General features: G+C 30.4%; 16 protein-coding genes. 6 read left to right on the top strand and 10 right to left on the bottom strand.

The features are described from left to right. Window positions 1–2: 2 nt before the first annotated feature. The 4 genes from QE422_RS04960 to QE422_RS04945 all read left to right on the top strand — a co-directional run bounded on the left by QE422_RS04960 (window position 3) and on the right by QE422_RS04945 (window position 8,850). Entirely contained in the window at window positions 3–863 is an 861-nt protein-coding gene (locus tag QE422_RS04960; RefSeq protein ID WP_307455578.1) for a hypothetical protein, read from the top strand. Continuing rightward, complete coding sequence (locus QE422_RS04955; RefSeq protein ID WP_307455577.1) at window positions 860–5,992, top strand: DEAD/DEAH box helicase; 5,133 nt, start codon at window positions 860–862, stop codon at window positions 5,990–5,992. The genes QE422_RS04960 and QE422_RS04955 overlap by 4 nt, the downstream gene beginning before the upstream one ends. Window positions 5,993–7,117: 1,125 nt before the next feature. Next, a complete protein-coding gene (locus QE422_RS04950; protein WP_307455576.1) occupies window positions 7,118–7,960 on the top strand; it encodes a helix-turn-helix domain-containing protein in 843 nt (280 codons plus the stop codon). A 215-nt stretch (window positions 7,961–8,175) separates the two neighbouring features. After that, on the top strand, window positions 8,176–8,850 hold the full coding sequence (locus QE422_RS04945) for a DJ-1/PfpI family protein (protein WP_307455575.1): 675 nt from the start codon (window positions 8,176–8,178) through the stop codon (window positions 8,848–8,850). Window positions 8,851–9,020: 170 nt separating this feature from the next. Here QE422_RS04945 and QE422_RS04940 read toward each other — a convergent pair whose 3' ends face one another. From QE422_RS04940 to QE422_RS04910, 7 genes are all read right to left on the bottom strand, one after another. Continuing rightward, on the bottom strand, window positions 9,021–9,281 hold the full coding sequence (locus QE422_RS04940; RefSeq protein ID WP_307455574.1) for a hypothetical protein: 261 nt from the start codon (window positions 9,279–9,281) through the stop codon (window positions 9,021–9,023). A 145-nt stretch (window positions 9,282–9,426) separates the two neighbouring features. Next, window positions 9,427–9,630, bottom strand: coding sequence for a hypothetical protein (locus tag QE422_RS04935; RefSeq protein WP_307455572.1), 204 nt, complete (start codon window positions 9,628–9,630; stop codon window positions 9,427–9,429). 364 nt (window positions 9,631–9,994) lie between these two features. After that, window positions 9,995–10,303, bottom strand: a complete 309-nt coding sequence (locus QE422_RS04930; RefSeq protein ID WP_307455570.1) for an antibiotic biosynthesis monooxygenase — start codon at window positions 10,301–10,303, stop codon at window positions 9,995–9,997. A gap of 175 nt (window positions 10,304–10,478) precedes the next feature. Then, a complete protein-coding gene (locus tag QE422_RS04925; protein ID WP_307455569.1) occupies window positions 10,479–10,871 on the bottom strand; it encodes a RidA family protein in 393 nt (130 codons plus the stop codon). Between the two features lie 79 nt (window positions 10,872–10,950). Continuing rightward, window positions 10,951–11,643: a YafY family protein gene (locus tag QE422_RS04920; protein WP_307462286.1), complete on the bottom strand. Its 693-nt coding sequence runs from the start codon at window positions 11,641–11,643 to the stop codon at window positions 10,951–10,953. Window positions 11,644–11,696: 53 nt separating this feature from the next. Beyond that, entirely contained in the window at window positions 11,697–12,029 is a 333-nt protein-coding gene (locus QE422_RS04915; RefSeq protein WP_307455566.1) for a hypothetical protein, read from the bottom strand. Window positions 12,030–12,248: 219 nt separating this feature from the next. Continuing rightward, window positions 12,249–12,620 (bottom strand): helix-turn-helix domain-containing protein, encoded by a 372-nt coding sequence (locus QE422_RS04910; RefSeq protein ID WP_149247699.1) that lies wholly within the window; start codon window positions 12,618–12,620, stop codon window positions 12,249–12,251. A gap of 98 nt (window positions 12,621–12,718) precedes the next feature. On the opposite strand from QE422_RS04910, the gene QE422_RS04905 reads away from it, so the two are divergent. Next, window positions 12,719–13,462 carry an SDR family oxidoreductase gene (locus QE422_RS04905; protein WP_307455564.1) on the top strand — a complete coding sequence of 248 codons (744 nt, stop codon included), beginning with the start codon at window positions 12,719–12,721 and terminating at the stop codon, window positions 13,460–13,462. Between the two features lie 424 nt (window positions 13,463–13,886). Next, complete coding sequence (locus QE422_RS04900) at window positions 13,887–14,918, top strand: DUF4932 domain-containing protein (RefSeq protein ID WP_307455563.1); 1,032 nt, start codon at window positions 13,887–13,889, stop codon at window positions 14,916–14,918. Window positions 14,919–15,057: 139 nt separating this feature from the next. Here the strand turns inward: QE422_RS04900 and QE422_RS04895 are convergent, their stop codons facing one another. From QE422_RS04895 to QE422_RS04885, 3 genes are all read right to left on the bottom strand, one after another. Further along, window positions 15,058–15,354, bottom strand: coding sequence for a hypothetical protein (locus tag QE422_RS04895; RefSeq protein WP_307455562.1), 297 nt, complete (start codon window positions 15,352–15,354; stop codon window positions 15,058–15,060). A 1,177-nt stretch (window positions 15,355–16,531) separates the two neighbouring features. Continuing rightward, a complete protein-coding gene (locus QE422_RS04890; protein ID WP_307455561.1) occupies window positions 16,532–17,101 on the bottom strand; it encodes a hypothetical protein in 570 nt (189 codons plus the stop codon). A gap of 136 nt (window positions 17,102–17,237) precedes the next feature. Continuing rightward, the gene (locus QE422_RS04885) at window positions 17,238–17,627 is read right to left on the bottom strand and encodes a recombinase family protein (RefSeq protein WP_373463434.1); all 390 of its coding nucleotides are present in this window, start codon (window positions 17,625–17,627) and stop codon (window positions 17,238–17,240) included. Window positions 17,628–17,764 lie beyond the last annotated feature (137 nt).

The raw sequence follows: 17,764 nt of genomic DNA, 5'->3' as shown, positions 1-17,764 counted from the left end.
AGATGACAGAAGTTCTATACTATACATTTATATTTCAGAATCAAACAGGAAACCCTGTCTTATCATACAATACCATTAAAAGAATCTTATCGGTTAACTTAACAGATTTTGCAGAGGATAAGAATAAGATGGATGCACTTTATAATCTTTTGAATTATGGACTTATAGATTCTGTAGGTGAGAATAAGTATTCCTTAACAGCTTCAACATTATTTATAAATCCAGTTACAAACATTGGACTAGGAGTCAATTTGCCAGATACATATATCTTAAAACATAAAGAAAATTTACTAAGTGAGAGACTAGGATTAACTATTTTTAAACTAGACAATTTAGTTTTATTTAGTGAAGGAATTGAGATGCATCAGTTTAATTTTAATCTATATACCAATAGATTTACGGACCTAAAAAAGATGACATCATATTGGGAAAATATGTCCGAAGATCAGGCTCATAATTTTAGATCATTAGAAGAATACGATTTTATAAAAAACCAATGGTGTAAATCTAACACCTACAGTGACGGTTACTCTCTGTACAAAATATATCCTTTCAATGATAATTATTACAAGTATATTTTTAAATGGGGAATTAAGTATTACAAAATCAATTTAGAAGAACAGGAAAAAGTCAGAATGATCATTTTATCAAACTCAAACAAAGTTTACTTAAAGTATGTTGAAAACAATGGCGAATTAATTTTAGACCCTTATTTTAATTATCCAAACTTTTTTTTCAAAACGGTTTTATTAATACATATTCTTAACACAGGAAAATTTCCTGAAAAGAGAAAATTTAAAATTCACAAAAAACAATTTGTGCACATCATAAAGAGACTAAAACTAAATTATGAATTAGTATGAGAGAAAATTTATTTAATGTTTGGACGGATTTAAGGGAAGCCTATCAAAAATATATTGATACAAGCTTGTTTTTCAGCAATAAAAAGATAGAAGATGAAAGGAATTTGTTGTTTAGTATTGACGATACAATTACCAAACATCCAATAATTGAATTTACTCCCAAATACAATGAATATGATACTATTCTGAATATCTGTCACGAACTCAAAATAGACGCTACATTTGCCGATTTTGCTGAACAAGGTCTTTTCCCTAATTACAATGGTATTAAAAGTAAGTTGTATTCTCATCAATACGAATCACTGAAAACTGCTGTTGTGGATAGGAAAAATCTAATTGTTACAACAGGAACAGGATCTGGAAAAACTGAATGTTTTTTGTTTCCTCTATTGTATGATATCCTAGAGGAAAAAATAAAAAATAAAAATTCGAACCACAATTCATCAAATGCAATAAGAGGACTTATTTTATATCCTCTAAATGCGCTGGCTGAAGACCAAATGAGAAGATTACGCCGATCACTATCTACTACAGAAGTGATATCATGGTTTGACAGTAATTTGGATAAGGATTATATAACCTTTGCAAGATATACAGGATCAACCCCAACATCTGGAGATCGAACAAATTCTAAAACTATTGAAAAAAATAAGAAAAATCTAAAAGAGCTAGATAAGGAATGGAATTCATTAAAGGAATTAATGGCTGAAGATGAAAATATTTCTTCCGATTACTTACTTGATATTCCAAACAGAGACAAACCTGAAATTGAGTTATGCGATAGATGGTCAATTCAAGACAGCCCACCAGATATTTTCATAACTAATTATAGTATGTTGAATATAATTCTCATGAGAAAAGATGAGGAAAATATCTTTAATGAAACAAAAAAATGGTTACAACAATCAGAAGAGAATGTGTTTCATTTAGTAGTTGACGAACTCCATTCTTATAGGGGAACTAGTGGAACTGAAGTAGCCTATTTATTAAGATTATTGTTGAATCGTTTAGGATTAAGCCCTAATTCAAAACAAATACAGTTTTTATGTTCGAGTGCATCTATGCAGGATACACCTAGAGTAAAAAAATTTATTTCCGGATTTTTCGGCATAGAAGAAAATGAGGTAGATGACAGATTTACAATCGTTAAAGATGGAAAGAAAGATTTCGATGAAGAGATTTTACCTGAAATTATTGCAAAAGATTTTCACGAATTACAAAACTTGAACGTTGATAGTTTGAATGTAATTTTCGAAAAGTATAAATTATTAAAGAGGTTACGGTTTATTTTGAAAACACCAACAGAAGCCGATAAAATTGCTCAAAAACTGTTTCCTAATGACAATTTACAAGATTCCCTATTTGCTTTAGAAAACATTCTAGAATCATTAACAATTTTGAAAGATGGAAATAACAATACTTTACAACCAATTAGAGCACACTTATTTTTTAGAAATATTGATGGTCTATGGGCTTGTTCAAATCCAAACTGTTCAGAAGTCAGTAGTGAATTTAGGTTTCTTGATCGTAATATTGGAAAATTATATAAGAGACCTCAATCTAAGTGTGCTTGTGGTTCTGCAATACTCGAATTATTAAACTGTCGCCAATGCGGTGAAATATTTTTAAATTCTTGGTTGAATAAAACGGATATTAAAATTGATAAAAAATATAAATTACTTCAAGATACATCTATCGAAAAAGAAAATTTTGTTAATAGAGTTATATACAATAATGTCCATAATAAGATTAAGGAAGACGATATAAATGAAATTGAGAATTGGAAATTAGGCAAAATCTATTATGATAAGAATGAATGGGATTACTCTAGATTAGACTCAAATGCTCTGGTTTTTAAGGTAGATTCCACTTATAAAGGAAAATATCCCAACACATGTGTTTGTTGTGGTGCAAATGTGAGACAAGATAAGGTTGATGAAAACTCATTAACTCCAATTCACAGACATTATACTGGTGTTCAGAAAATTAATCAATTAATGGCAGATAGTTTAATGCGGGGATTAGTAAAAAAAAACCCAGATAATGCGAAATTAGTACTGTTTTCAGATAGTAGACAATCTGCCGCAAAATTATCTGCTGGAATAGAGTTAGATCATTATAAAGATTTAGTCAGATCATTATTACTTAAAAAAATTGGTGATGACACTTCAATTTACGATTTACTATATGAGTACTTAAATGGCACAATAGATAAAGATGATAAAAAAAATCTGCGTAAAATTTCTCGTGAATATTCAAATATCGGTAAAATATTCGACAGGATTTCAGATTACTTAGATGACGAAACTAATATAGAACAAGAAAAGAAAATTAAAAATGACATTTCTATTGAGCAAAAAAGTGGTACATCAATAGCAACTTTGGTAGAAAAACTTGCTTACGAATTACTTCAAAAAGGTGTTAATCCTGGTGGTCCAAAAGATTCGTTAACTCGCACTTCCAACGAAATTCCTTGGTACAATGAAGCAGATTTCTCAGTGAATTTTTTTAAAGAGTTTGTAGATAAGAGTTTATTCGCAAACATTAAAAAGTCATTAGGTGATGAAATTATAATTAGTTTGCTCTCTGGAAACAGAAGATCTTTTGAATCGCTAAACATAGGTTTTGTCAAACCAATATTCAAATCCCATCCAAAGTATTCTGATGAGTTTATTATCAATTGTATTAAATTACTTGGTGAAGCATATCGTATTGAAACAAGTACTTCTTCTAACTTTACATCCTTACCACAAAAAGTTTGGAAATATGCGAGAGCTTGTTTAAAATTCAATGGTTATAAAAATCCGTTTAAATCTGATTTTTTAGAATTACTAAAGGATAACAAATTGAATAGATTAGATAATTTTGTTTTAACCGGGCAAAACTTGAATTTTGTCCTAAATAATGAATCTACAGTTACATTTAGATGTACTACTTGTAATAACATCCAACTTATTAATTTTGAAAATGTTTGTACTAACTGTTGTAATAATACATTAATTAAAGCTGAATCATTTGAAATAAAAAATATTTTAGACAGGAACTACTACTTACATTTAGTAAGTGACATTGATTATGATTACAGGAGACTTCATTGTGAAGAACTATCTGGACAAACTGACTCAAATGAAGGAAGACGGCGACAAAGACTATTTCAAGGCAGATTTTTAAAATCTGAAAATAAATTAGTTGAAGAAATCGATTTACTAAGTGTAACAACTACTATGGAAGCTGGTGTAGATATTGGATCGTTAACCGCAGTTATGATGGGAAATGTTCCACCTCAAAGATTCAATTATCAACAACGAGTAGGAAGAGCTGGGCGTCGGGGTAGTCCTGTTTCAATCGCATTGACAATCGCAAAAGGAAATTCTCATGATCAGACACACTACAACGAGTCACACAGAATGGTTTCGTCTACCCCATCAGATCCGTATTTAGAGATGAGTAGAGAACAAATCCTTTTGAGATTTATTAATAAAGAAGTTTTACATCGTGCGTTTAAAGAGTTGGATGTAAGATCCAGCAATGTTCACGGTAATTTCGGTAAAGATTGGGATTGGAAGAATAACAACACAAAAATAACAGAGTATATATCGAAAAATGAAAATAGCATTCTAGAAGTCATTACTTTTTTTATAGAGGGGTCAAAAATTCCGTATACTTCAAAAGAAATTTATGAAAACTTTATCAAAACACTTCCGGAAAAAATAGATAATATTTGTAGTAATGAGATCGATTTTCCTCAAGAAGATTTAAGTGAAAAACTAGCAAATGCAGGGATTTTACCAATGTTTGGTTTCCCAACACAGGTTAGATCCCTATATGAAAAAAAGCCAAATAAATTACCTGCGGAAAATACAGTCTCTAGAAATCTAAGTTTATCAATTTCCGAATTTGCACCAGGTAGTGAGATTGTTAAAGACAAGCGTATCTTAAAAAGTGTAGGGATAGTGTCATATAAGACAAAGTTTAATTCGGTTGTTGAAGATGATTTATCACATAGTATAAGAATTGGAGTTAGTCGATGTATTGATTGTAAAACAATTTATTCTGAGAAACCAATAAATGGTAAGTGTATTCAATGTAAAAATGTATTAGAAGATCTAAAAGTTATTTCTCCAAAAGGATATTGTGTAGATGAAACTGTCCCCTTCAAAGATTTTGATGGTAGATTTGAATTCAATTCGAGAGCTGGTGAAGTATGCTTAGATCCAAATTCTAATCTCAATTGTAAAGAATCAATAAATAATATTTTAATTTCTTCGAACATTATTCCTGATGAAGGTATTGTCCATCAAATAAATGATAACAATGGAGATCTATTTAAGTTGGGTAATATCAGAAATACACAAAGGTGGGTTGTAAAAGATCTATTAGCGGATATAAAAACTCAAGTTGATAATGAAGATAACTATGCCTTATTAGCAACCCAAAAAACAGGAGTTTTAGCTTTACAACTTATAGAAATTCCTTCCGAGCTTGATCTAAATCCAAAGGATATTTATCAAAAGGCAATCTTTCTTTCATGGGGATATTTGGTTCGAAAATCCATTTGCGAGGAGTTAGATATTGAAAATTCCGAATTTAATCTTGGCTACAGAATTTCTCCTGATACAAATTCTCATGAAATATTTATTGTAGAAACAGCAGACAACGGAGCTGGTTATACAAATTATCTGAATGGAAAATCAGATCCCGAAATATCACAAAAGGTTTTTATAAATAACCTACTTCCAGACGGTAATATTTTCAATAGCCTTCTAAAAGAATCACATAGTAATGATTGCTTCACGTCATGTTACGATTGTTTAAGAGAATATTATAATCAGAATCACCATTTTATGTTGAATTGGAGATTCGCATTAGATCTAGCTCAATTAAGTAATAATAATTTAGTAAACCTTAATTACAGTCAAAATTATTGGCACCATTTTTTTGATGATTATCTCGGAAAATTAATTGCGAATAAATATTCAAGTAGATTGGTTAGAAGAAACAATTTATACAGTATAGAGTCAGCTGAAGGAAAATCTACTTTAATAATACATCCATTTTGGAGTAAAATGTATGTTGAATCTTTATTGAGAACTAACTATAATGAAACTATTCATTTGATGGATATTTAAAATAACTTTTCATTAAAAACTTTATGATTTTTTAATCAATCATTTAAATTTAAACTATACGTGTTCTACAAGATTGGCACTACGAAAAATTGAATTCAAGATTTGCTGGTCTTTCAATATTTTTTCACTTATTTGGTGGTAGCAAAGGTGGTAGCAAAGTTTAAATTTAAACACAACAAATTGATAATCAGAAATCATTCGACATCCTCCAACTCCACATAAAAACCTGTAAATTGATAATTTACAGGTTTTTTATTTTTAGATGCCAATTAATTGCCACTTCGATTGTAGAAAAAGCATTCATTTTTGAGATTATTTTCTACCTAATAATTTTTTATATTGGGAAGCTAATAAATACAAAGGAATTACGAGTGATAATCAAGAGGTGGTTAGTTGTATTAGAGAAGGAAATGGTGGTGCAAATCTAGATTATCATAATGCAATAGTAACATGTTGGCCAAAAATTATATAAAAATTATGAGTATTATAACAGACTATCAAATAAGCTTTGGAATTAAAAAAATTCATAATACGGATTTAAATTCATATCTTCGATTAGACCATCTTTAAATGCTATTCTTTTTGAATTTAGAAGTATAACTAGCTGTGACGATCTATTAACAGCAATTGATCTTAGACTTGCTGCCACCCCACAATCACACGATTTTTTATTCCTACACAAGGATTACAAATGATACGAATAGGTTATTCTGATACTAAATTTTATCATGATGTCGATAAATATAATGCAAACCCTAATATTGTACCAGGTGGCACAATACCTACAGCAGATTTTAAAGAAATAGTAAAAGTTTGGAGAAATTTTGTAAGAATATTGATAAAACAAACTTAAATCAGAAAATAATATATATATATATATATATATATATTAAATCAGGCAACCGATAACATATAGGTATTACCTGAAATTATTTTCTATGGTTATAAACAAATAGATCACAGATATTTATTAATCGAAAGGCAGACATCAGATCGTAAATCTCATTAAAATTATCTTAACTTAGGAGACTATACTAAAATTGCAAATCACTTTGGAATATTTGAAATTAATATTCTATCCATCACTGAAGAAAATACAACTGTATTATGACCAATTAATTTTCCATGAATATAAAAATTCCTCAATACGATATTGACTTTACAAAAGAAGGTCAGGATCATTTCTTTCTATATTGTAAAGACCTTAAAGAGCCTTCGCGTCCAGCTAGTACCAGTCCTCACAGGCACAATTATTATTGCCTTAGCTTTCTTTACGAAGGCCAGGTTCCTGATTTTGTAGATGTAACCTATGATCTTATCCACGCACCGGCAATCTTAATCCTAAATGTAGAACAAATACATATCCATACCGATCTCAAAGATTGCAAGATCGTTTCAATGGCTTTCTCTCCTGAATTTTTATATGGACAGGATAAAAAATTAAGATTACATACGGAAACTGTTTTTACCCAAACTTCTTTAAAGCTTTCTGACGGTAATATGGATGATCTTGACCAGTATATAAAGTTAATCATTCAAAACTATAAAATGCCTGATAAGGATCCGGAAGTCATTAAATGCCTGTTGGATATACTGCTTATCAAATGTGCAAAATTGATTGAAAATTCTGATTTAAAAGATGCCGGGAATAAAGATGTTTTTAAAGATTTTCAAAAGCTTTTAAAAAAGCATTATAGAGATAATCATCAGGTGAAATTTTATGCCGATGCATTGAATATTACACCGGCAGTTCTTACACAGACCGTAAAAAAGGCAGGCTGTAATACTCCGAAAGAAATGATTGATCAAAGATTGTTAATAGAAGCAAAAAGACTTCTGTACTGGTCTGATGTTACTGTGAAGGAAGTAGCATGGGAGCTGGGTTTTGAAACCGATAGCTATTTTAACAGATTCTTTAAAAAATTTACCGGTAAAACACCGCAGGCATTCCGAATAGAAATGCTTTAAAAATAAAATTTGAAGCACGTCTGATCACTTCTTTCCTTATTATTTTTTCTAAGTTCACTGCTTTAAAAGTACAATAAAACGCGGCAAAAGTATAATGTGAATTTTTGCCCAGGCTTCTAAATTTGTGGAAGTATTAATAAATCTTTATCATGTTTTTAAAAAGTCTGAACAAATTACTAGAAATTAAAACAATCGTCTTATTATTGTCATCTCTGATGATATCAATCCATATCAGTGCCCAGGGTTCCGGAAAGACAGAACTGAATTTCGAAGAAGGGAAAAAAATAAAAGTAGGATTCCTGGCCTATGAGGGAGTAGAAGCACAGGATCTCAGTGGCCCCCTGGATGTTTTCGTCAAAGCGAACCGGATGGGTGGAAATTTTGAAATCTTCCTGATCTCTGCTACACCGGACAGAAATATCAAGACTGAATCAGAGATTTTGCAGATAAAAGCACAATATTCCATCGAAGACGCACCGCAGACAGACATTTTGCTTGTACCGGGAGCCGCTCCGGATATTGTACGTAACCTTGCAATTACCAATTCATCCTTAAATAAATGGATGATTACTCAGAATAAAAATACCAAAATGACAGGATCCATATGTACAGGAAGTTTATACTTAGCTGATGTGGGTCTTCTCAACAATAGGCAGGCCACCACGCATCCGGCCGCTATTTCTGCTCTGAAGGGGATTAAAGGGATAGAAGTAAAAGAGAATGTAAGGTTCGTAAATGATGGAAAATATATTACCGGATCAGGTATCACTTCCGGAATTGATGTTGCGCTTCAGATCATAGAAATGATTCAGGGAAAAGAGCGGGCAGATTTTATCGCTAAAATAATGGTCTATAATCGAAACGGCGACATGGTATTTTTGCAGAAGTAATAAAGCAGATGAAATAGCTATTTTCTCCAAGAATTTTTAATGAATAAATAAGCAGGCTGATTTACTCAGCCTGTATTACTATTAATAGCAATCGTTTTGTGAGACGATCTCGAATTAGCGACAAATATGCCTTATAAATGTACAGTAAATTCTATTTCAGCAACATATATTTAATAATGATCTAATTCCAAATCTGACTTTTTAATCCACAAAGAATTTTTGATAGGATTATGATTTTCAACCTTGAATTCATTGAGATTTTTACTAAATAAGACTAGAACTCTTCCATCATTAATTTCGGTATCGTCTATAACTTTTCCTCGTTCTCCGATTAATTTCCAATAATTTTCTCGTTCTTCAACTTTCTTTGAAGATTTCACCGTACCTAAAAAAGTTTTTAGTTTAACTGGTGTGTCTTTTCTAATTTGCATATGGTCTTATTATATTGCTAGTGATTGCCACATTTACATATTGCGTCAATCAAAACAATATGATATTCGTAAAGTCATTTATACGGCTAAAATTAAATTTTATTTTGCTGGCGAATCAGCTGATTAATTTTATCCCGGTTAATTTTTACAAGATAATCGTTAACTCTAAAGTTTTGAGTTCAGGTGTATTTAGCTTTAGAGTAAACTTTATAATATTTAGAATTGCTGCAATTTTAAGCCCTGTAGATTCTTCCGGATTCTTTAATAAACTATTTACATAAAGTGTTGCACTTTCATTTGAAAATCCAATTTGAGATAAATAATCTATAAGTATTTGCTTTTCTTGCATTTGATCATTTTTTTAGATTTATCTATTAGATTTAGTATTAGATTAAAAAATAAAGCTACAATAGTAACCATAGTTGATAAGATAACCGCTGAGTAAATAATATCAATATATACATTTCTCACTTCTATCTGTATTAAAATAAAACACAAAAGAAACACTATTAAGAATAGAAAAGATGTTATATAGAGTAGCTTTTTATTTTTCATCGAATAGTTTTGTGAGACTTAAATATTATCTGTAATCTAAACAATTTTTTTTCTTCAATATTATATCTCTTAAAAATTAAATTATATACATTACATAATCAATATATTTGATATTTGTTTTCAGAAAAAGAATTTAAAATATAATCGTTTGTGATTATTTAATATGGATTGTTAAAATAATCCACTTCAAAAAAAGTTTCTCTACTCGGATTAAACAATGCAATTTTTTTTGAAATTTCGGGTTGTGAGACAGTTTCTTCAGCAAACTTTTCAAATGCCTCTTTCGACTCCCAGATTGCGTAGTTAACGATCTTGGATTTATCTTCGTTGCTAAGAATACGAGAAGATAGAAAGCCTGGAGTTATACTTACTTCTTTTTTAAAAAAGCTTTTAATAAGCGAGTAAAGGATTTCGAAATCCTTACTTTCTATTTCAAAACGTACAATAACATAGTATTTACTTTTCATTATTTTTTAGTTTTAGGGTTTATTAAAACAAATATTACTCCTAAAAGATAAATTCCACATTTTAAGTCTCAAACTTTAGTCGAATCAAATTATTCTTTCATAAAAAAGTCACTTAACTTTAAATAGTTGAATGACATTTGATTTCTATGATTTTCTCAATCTAAACTTAAAGCAACTACTTTACAACCGTTGCTTCAAGCTCAACTGTCAAAGTTGCAAAAAGTCCTTTCACTTCCAGTAAAGTTGTAGCTTGTTGTATTCCATATTTCATAAGAAATGGCACATAAACATCCATACAAGTGTTGAAAAAATCATTAGTGTTGGTTGTGTACACATTTAATCTAACAATATTTTTACATTCATAACCAGATTCACTGATGAGTTGTTCTAAATTAGCAATAGTTTGTATAAGTTGGCTTCTCATATCCGCACTACTGGGAACACCATTTTCATCTAATGCAACCTGTCCTGAACAGTAAAGCGTTCCTTCTGCATTCTTTACTTCTACAGCTTGTGCTGAGTTCGTGTTTTTACCCCATACCCAAGGGTCAATTGTTCTTTTTTCCATTTTGAAAATTTATTACGTATTAACTTGGAGCAAAGATAAAGTAGGGTTGTGACAGCCTAATGTCAGGGGTTAAAGTGAGCTAATAAAATTTATCAAAATATTCTTGTAAAGTCATTTTATGAGGTTCAAATTTCTCTGCCAGCACTTCCATTTTTGATATTCTGTCTAATCGAAAATATCTAAATTCTTTTCTCGACCGACACCAAGCAATAAGTAACCAGTTTTCTGTTGTACTGATTAAAGAAAACGGCTCAACAGTACGTTTTGATGATAAATTATCTTTGTTTACGTAGTCGATACTGATGAGTAAAAAGTTAGTCAGCGCATATTGTAATTCAGATATAAAATTACTACTCCGCTCCCTATTTATATTTTGATCAAAACGGGTTCGATCTCCCAATAAATTAGCCTTGCTTTTTGCAGATTCTTTTAATATTGCCTTTATTTTGTCAATTGCATCGCAATAATCATTAACAAAAGATTGATCTTTATTTTTCAAAACCAATTGTTCAGCAAGAATTAATGCATTTGCTTGTTTTTCTGTGAACATGAGAGGTGGTAATCGATAGCCATCCATCATATAATAACCTTTGCCACCTTCCGTCAAAATCGGAACACCTGCCTGCTCTAATGCTCTGATGTCTCGGTATATTGTTCTTACACTTACGCTAAACTTTTCAGCTAAATTTGTCGCTGTAACAAGTCTTGTTGTCTGAAGCTGTGTTATGATTGCGGTAAGTCTTGAAAGACGCTTGGTATCATTATCATTCACCATAAGTATTCTACTGATTTTATTATCGTTTTGTGAGATCTATAATTGATAGATTAACTCTTAACAAAATAAATCCATTCATGTAGTAATTGTTTCATTTCTGAGAGTTTTATTTTAAAATAATCAATCTCTATATTTGGTGGAATTATTTTAATTGTGATGTGTATAGCTCCATCTGGAGAGTAATACTCCCCATATTGCCCATTATTCATTGCTAAGTGTATTTCCTCTAACAAGTAATGTGGTTCTCTATCAGATAAAGTGGTAAAAAGATTACCTAATATATATGAACCAGGAATTGAATTTCCTTTGCATATATATGTGTCGCTATATTTTGAACTTTTTATTTTGATAAATTCTAATAAATATTTATCCTTCTGCATCATAACTGGTTATTTAGACTTTAATAAAGAATCAATTGTATAGTCATTAAAATTAAAAATTTTTAATAATGTAGAAGATAAGTGATTATCGTTTTTTGAGACTAATTGATCAGATCCATTAGTTCCTATTATATATTAATTAGCTTTAATTCATCTATACTTACTTTTTTAAGTTTAAGTATCTGTGTTTTAATACGATTTACACTACAAATCTTATTATATTTATAGGTTGCTTGGCCTATTACCAATAATTTCATTGCGATGCAGCAATCCCCATTCTGCAAGATTTTTCATGATCGGTTGAAGGGTTCTGCCATGTTCTGTAAGCTCATACTGCACTGTTACTGGTCGCGTATCCAGGATACTTCTCTTTACTATATTATTCGTCTCAAGTTCTTTGAGTTCCTTACTTAACATCCTATTTGAAATTCCTGTGATATCATTTGAAATATCAGTAAATCGTCTTTTATTAAAACAACAGAGAGAAGAGATAATTGAAACTTTCCATTTGCCTTCCAACACATACATGGAGTCTTGGATTGATCTCAATATTTGCTTACGTACATATACCTGGTCTTCTTCTGATTGCATCATAACATTACTTAGTTATTTTTTTGTTACCATTATTATTAATTACAAAGTAACTTAAAATAACTTCATTTAAATACCTTTGACCTATTAAATTTCAAAAAATGAACTTTACAAAAAAGAATGTAGTAATTTGTGGTGGCACTACCGGGATCGGATTTGCTACTGCAAAAAAATTTATTAGTGCTGGGGCAAATGTCTGGATAACCGGCAGAAACGAAAAAAATTTGAAGGCAGCTGCTGAACGGATTGACAATCCTCATCTAAAAACTATTGTTGCTGATGCTTCCGCTCTGGCAGGTGTTGCTTCGTTGGAAAAAGCCATCGCAGAAGCGGGCATCAGTATAGATGTACTTTTATTAAATTCTGCCATAATAACACTTAAACCAATTACCGAAACTACTGAAGAAGAATTTGATCAGCAATTCAACACCAATGTTAAAGGCCATTATTTTACTTTGCAAAAGTTGCTGCCCTATTTGGCTGATGGCTCTTCGGTTATATTCACTTCTTCAGGTTCAGCAAGTCTTGCTACCCTTAATACAAGCGTATACTCAGGCTCAAAAGCAGCGATAAATAAGATAGCTCAGGTTGCCGCAAACGAATTAGCAGGTAGAAAAATTCGTGTTAACATTGTCAGTCCAGGTCCAGTCGCTACAGAATTAGTATTATCAGCTGCGTCCGAACAATTACTTGATCATTTTGCATCTTCAACCGCATTGCAAAGATTGGCTGAACCAGACGAGATCGCAAAAGCAATATTATTTTTAGCTTCAGACCATGCAAGTTTTATTACGGGGACAGAACTCGTTGTCGATGGTGGGTTTATTAATTATGCAAAAAAATAGAGTTTATAGATCTCGAAAAGTAGTTATTTAAGTTATAATCGAAAAGAAGGCTGTTCATAAAAGACAGCCTACTTGTTTTAAACATTGTTTTGTGAGATTCGTGTTTAATTTTTATGCCTGTAGCCATATATCTTTAAGAGCTCCGGAACCGGTAACCATTTTTATGTGCTATCCTGGATATATCCGATCCAAGACCCCTGGAGCTTATTAGATTATTATTTTTATCAAGGTGAGTTTTTTACAAGGTGATATTATTAGAAATATCTGAACTAATGTTTTGTCAGATTTTTATTAAATATAATCTACCTTATGTAATAAAAGAGTTATCTAAAATGTCTTATAGTAGGAGCTGCTTTAAAATTTTATGATTTAAAAACATCTGATGAAAATAAATTAAAAATATAATCTATTACAGGAAATAGCCATGAAAAAGATATTAATCCTCTTTTTACTGATCCACATCAATTCGTTTGGTCAAAAAAACATTAGTGTAAAAATTGATCATAGAATTGAAGCAATAAGTATTTTCTATACTTTGGCAACAATGGATACTCTAGATACCAAGCCTACTCCATCAATTTATTACAAACAGTTCAATCAGTACTTTGCAGATTGTAAAAATCATAAAGCAATAGATTGGTACAGAAATCTTAAAGTATGGGACGGCTATGATCTTTCGAGTATAGGTTTGTATCTATCTGATAAATATCCATTCAAATTAAAAATCCCATACTCAGATAATCAATTGCGCAGCTCAGAAATTAATATTTTTTTAGAAAAATTTAATGCTTTTTATAGAGATTGTAAAGTAGATGAATTCTTAAAAGCTCATAAGACAGATTACGCCGAAATTATAGAATTTGCTAGAGATAAAATTATTGCAAGCGACCTGTTAGATGATGTTGAGAAATATTATAATAAACCCACCAAAGGAGAAATCATCATTTTTATAGATATTTTAAACAACTTGGGCAATAATGCCATTTCAATTGATGATAAAAGCTTCCGAGGAAAAAAATTATTTAAGCTCGCCTATCTGAAAGATAAAAATATTGTTCAGACTAATGATTCGAAGGTAACCTTCATACCATTATCTAATGTAGTAATTCACGAAGTCTCTCATTTATATCTTCGTGATTTTATTCCGTTATATAAGGAAAGATTGAGTAAGATAAAGAACATTTTTTTAGTTACAGCACAAGGGGAACAGCTTAAAGAAAGAGAATGGGAAAATGAACTTGACGAATTAATCGTCAGGGTCTGCGTATCGAAAATAATGGGTGAAAAATATGGTCCAGCAGCAGAATTAAAGGAAGTCGAAAATCAGTCAAAACATTTTAAATACTTTAAAAAAATTAATTTGTTTTTCAATAAATACAGTCAAAACAAAAGCAAATACAAAAGTATATCAGATTTTTATCCCGAAATGATTGATTATCTGGAAACATTAAATTAATTAAGTTGTTAGTTCAGTATTTATTAAGATAAAAATCGAATTTTAAAAAATATCGTTTAAGAGATATATAAGCAATCGTTTTGTGAGATCTATAATTGATAGATTAACTCTTAACAAAATAGATCCATTCATCCAGTAATTATTTCATTTCTGAGAGTTTCATTTTAAAATCATCAATCTCTATATTTGGTGGAATTATTTTAATTGTGATGTGTATAGCTCCATCTGGAGAGTAATACTCCTCATATTGCCTATTATTCATTGCTAATTGTATTTCCTCTAGCAAGTAATGTGGTTCTCTATCAGATAAAATGGTTAAAAAATGACCTAATATATATGAACCAGGAATTGAATTTCCTTTGCATATATACGTGTCACCACATTTTGAACTTTTTATTTTGATAAATTCTAATAAATATTTATCCTTCTGCATCATAACTGGTTACTTAGATTTTAATAAAGAATCAATAGTGTAGTCATTAAAAATTTTTTAAAAAGTAGAAGATAAGTAATTATCATTATTTCGGATATTTACGGATCCAGTCTCCTGAAACTCGCCAGCTGATTATTTTTAATCACAGCTAATTTTGACAAGATAATCGTTTTATGAAATTTATTTTGGTTTTTAATTTTACATCAACGGAAAACTAATCTATTAAAATAACAAACTGAGATAAAATAAAAGTCTCTCGATTGAGAGACTAAAAAACACAAATGATGAAAAAATGTCGACGCTAAATTAGCGTTCGAATATTTTTCATATATATATATCTTTTAATAAATCCTAAAGATCACAGAAAGTCATTTTCTTTCAAATTTGTAAATTATCCTAAAATAAGATTTTAGTATAGCATTTAATGTCTGATTGTTACTAGGGATTTTTTATGTAAATGTAAATTTATCCTTAATTAGTTATTTTCAAACACAATAATAGGCCAACTATAAATGGTAAAAAATGTATCATACTTGCTATCGTGTATTCACAACTATCCAGGCGATTTTTCCATCACGGATCACGGCTACTGCTACTCCGGGAACTTTATTCTTTAAAGTAAGTTCTTGTCCTAATTTCTCAATTTCAACATATAGAGAGTCTGTCTTATACGGAATTTTATTCTGTGAAAATCTTGCTGTCGAACAAGAAAAAATGATCCCCGAAAAAACAATTATAAAGGCACTAAAATAGCAGGTTTTCAGACAAATATTATTTCTCATTATTTAATTTTCAAGTTTATGGAATCCATCAAACATTCAGCAATTTATTCAAAATTACAATAGTACTTATTAATCGTTTTGTAAGACTAGCTTTTAATTTTTATTTTCTGCAAATAAGTTTTTTGAGCAACTCCGGAATTGATCATAATCATGGTTACCTTTCCGGGATATTCTTGGATTCAATCTTCCAGAACTTCTAGCTAATTAATTTATTATGGTTAAATGTTTACAAAATCATTGCTTGAATGTTTAGCTATAATGATTTATTACTCAGAAGAATAGTGATTGTTACAGAAGTAGATATTGAAATGATATCTCATTGGAGACCAAAGTGATAAATTTTGATTTATATTCTAATTAATTGCGTTCTCATGAATCCGCATCAATTTTAATGCGGATTAAATATACTTTTTCCAAGTTTCAAAGGAATTGATCAGACAAAATCTATCTTTTATATTATCTGCGAGACCTAATCCAATAATATATGTTATCCATATTGGGTTAAGAATATTATTTGACATTTTAATAACCATATGCCCTTGGTCATTGTCTTTTTTTCTTGTAGAAAAATATTGCTCCCAGTTCAATTGAGAGTATGTATGAATAAACACTTCTCCAAAATATATTCCAATATCTACTAATAAAGACCTAGTTTTATTAGTTAGATCCCAATCTTTCAGTTCCATATAATCGGGAATTTCGGCTCTTTTTTTCTTATAATCATCATCAGGAATTTTTTCGATTTCCACGTTTTGTTTTAACCAAGTTCCAAGTTCCTTTAAAGAATTAGATGTAAAGTCTGAAATCCAACCTTCAAATCCCACTGTTGAACTAACTGCTCTAAATAACTCATAAATTCTTTTATCTTTATTTTCATAAAACCACTCACCGTAAAGTTCAAGCTCTTTTTTTGATTTTGTACTAAACTGGTAATCAATTGGTAGATTATCAATTATGCCGTAATTCATTTATGTAGGGTATTAATTTTTATCTAATTTAATTATTATTTTTTACTGTCATTTTTTTATTTCTTCATCCGGATGATTATAGCATACCTGTAAAATGTCGCCCTTGTCATCCAAACGGCTTATAAATTTCTTCCGGTCATTTCGTGACATCCTTGTATATATTACGTAAAAGCAAAAGTTTTGAAATTGTTTCTTGAGTATACCCTTTCGGTCTTCCTCCTAATCTACCTCTTGCCCTGGCAGATTGTAAACCGGCATTGGTTCTCTCCCGGATCAATTCCCGTTCATATTCAGCAAGCGATGCCATCAGATTTAAGAAGAGTCGGCCATTTGCAGTAGATGTATCTATTTCGTCGGTTATACCTTTTATAATAATACCTTTATCACTTAAATTTAAAACCAGATCAATAATATTTTTCAGGTTTTTTCCTAATCGGTCAAGTCGCCAAACATAAAGTTCATCACCTTTCCGGAATTGTTCGATCATCTTATCAAGCTCCGGACGATTTTTTGTTGTCCCAGAAATTTTCTCCTGGTAAATTTTTTCGCAGCCTGCTTTTTCAAGAGCTGCAATTTGTAAATCTAAGTTTGGTTTTGGGTTGAGACCCAGGCATATCCTATTTTCATAATTTATACATTAAACTCATACTTTTTAAATTTATG

The organism is Chryseobacterium sp. SORGH_AS_0447 (genome assembly GCF_030818695.1).
Classification (GTDB): domain Bacteria; phylum Bacteroidota; class Bacteroidia; order Flavobacteriales; family Weeksellaceae; genus Chryseobacterium.
This window is presented reverse-complemented; position numbering and strand designations above follow the sequence as displayed.

Coding starts and splice junctions, on each gene's coding strand:
- QE422_RS04910 (WP_149247699.1), bottom strand. CDS start 12,620: ATGATGCAATCAGAAGAAGACCAGGTATATGTACGTAAGCAAATATTG.
- QE422_RS04905 (WP_307455564.1), top strand. CDS start 12,719: ATGAACTTTACAAAAAAGAATGTAGTAATTTGTGGTGGCACTACCGGG.
- QE422_RS04960 (WP_307455578.1), top strand. CDS start 3: ATGACAGAAGTTCTATACTATACATTTATATTTCAGAATCAAACAGGA.
- QE422_RS04925 (WP_307455569.1), bottom strand. CDS start 10,871: ATGGAAAAAAGAACAATTGACCCTTGGGTATGGGGTAAAAACACGAAC.
- QE422_RS04940 (WP_307455574.1), bottom strand. CDS start 9,281: ATGCAAATTAGAAAAGACACACCAGTTAAACTAAAAACTTTTTTAGGT.
- QE422_RS04900 (WP_307455563.1), top strand. CDS start 13,887: ATGAAAAAGATATTAATCCTCTTTTTACTGATCCACATCAATTCGTTT.
- QE422_RS04935 (WP_307455572.1), bottom strand. CDS start 9,630: ATGCAAGAAAAGCAAATACTTATAGATTATTTATCTCAAATTGGATTT.
- QE422_RS04895 (WP_307455562.1), bottom strand. CDS start 15,354: ATGATGCAGAAGGATAAATATTTATTAGAATTTATCAAAATAAAAAGT.
- QE422_RS04945 (WP_307455575.1), top strand. CDS start 8,176: ATGATATCAATCCATATCAGTGCCCAGGGTTCCGGAAAGACAGAACTG.
- QE422_RS04950 (WP_307455576.1), top strand. CDS start 7,118: ATGAATATAAAAATTCCTCAATACGATATTGACTTTACAAAAGAAGGT.
- QE422_RS04955 (WP_307455577.1), top strand. CDS start 860: ATGAGAGAAAATTTATTTAATGTTTGGACGGATTTAAGGGAAGCCTAT.
- QE422_RS04915 (WP_307455566.1), bottom strand. CDS start 12,029: ATGATGCAGAAGGATAAATATTTATTAGAATTTATCAAAATAAAAAGT.
- QE422_RS04930 (WP_307455570.1), bottom strand. CDS start 10,303: ATGAAAAGTAAATACTATGTTATTGTACGTTTTGAAATAGAAAGTAAG.
- QE422_RS04890 (WP_307455561.1), bottom strand. CDS start 17,101: ATGAATTACGGCATAATTGATAATCTACCAATTGATTACCAGTTTAGT.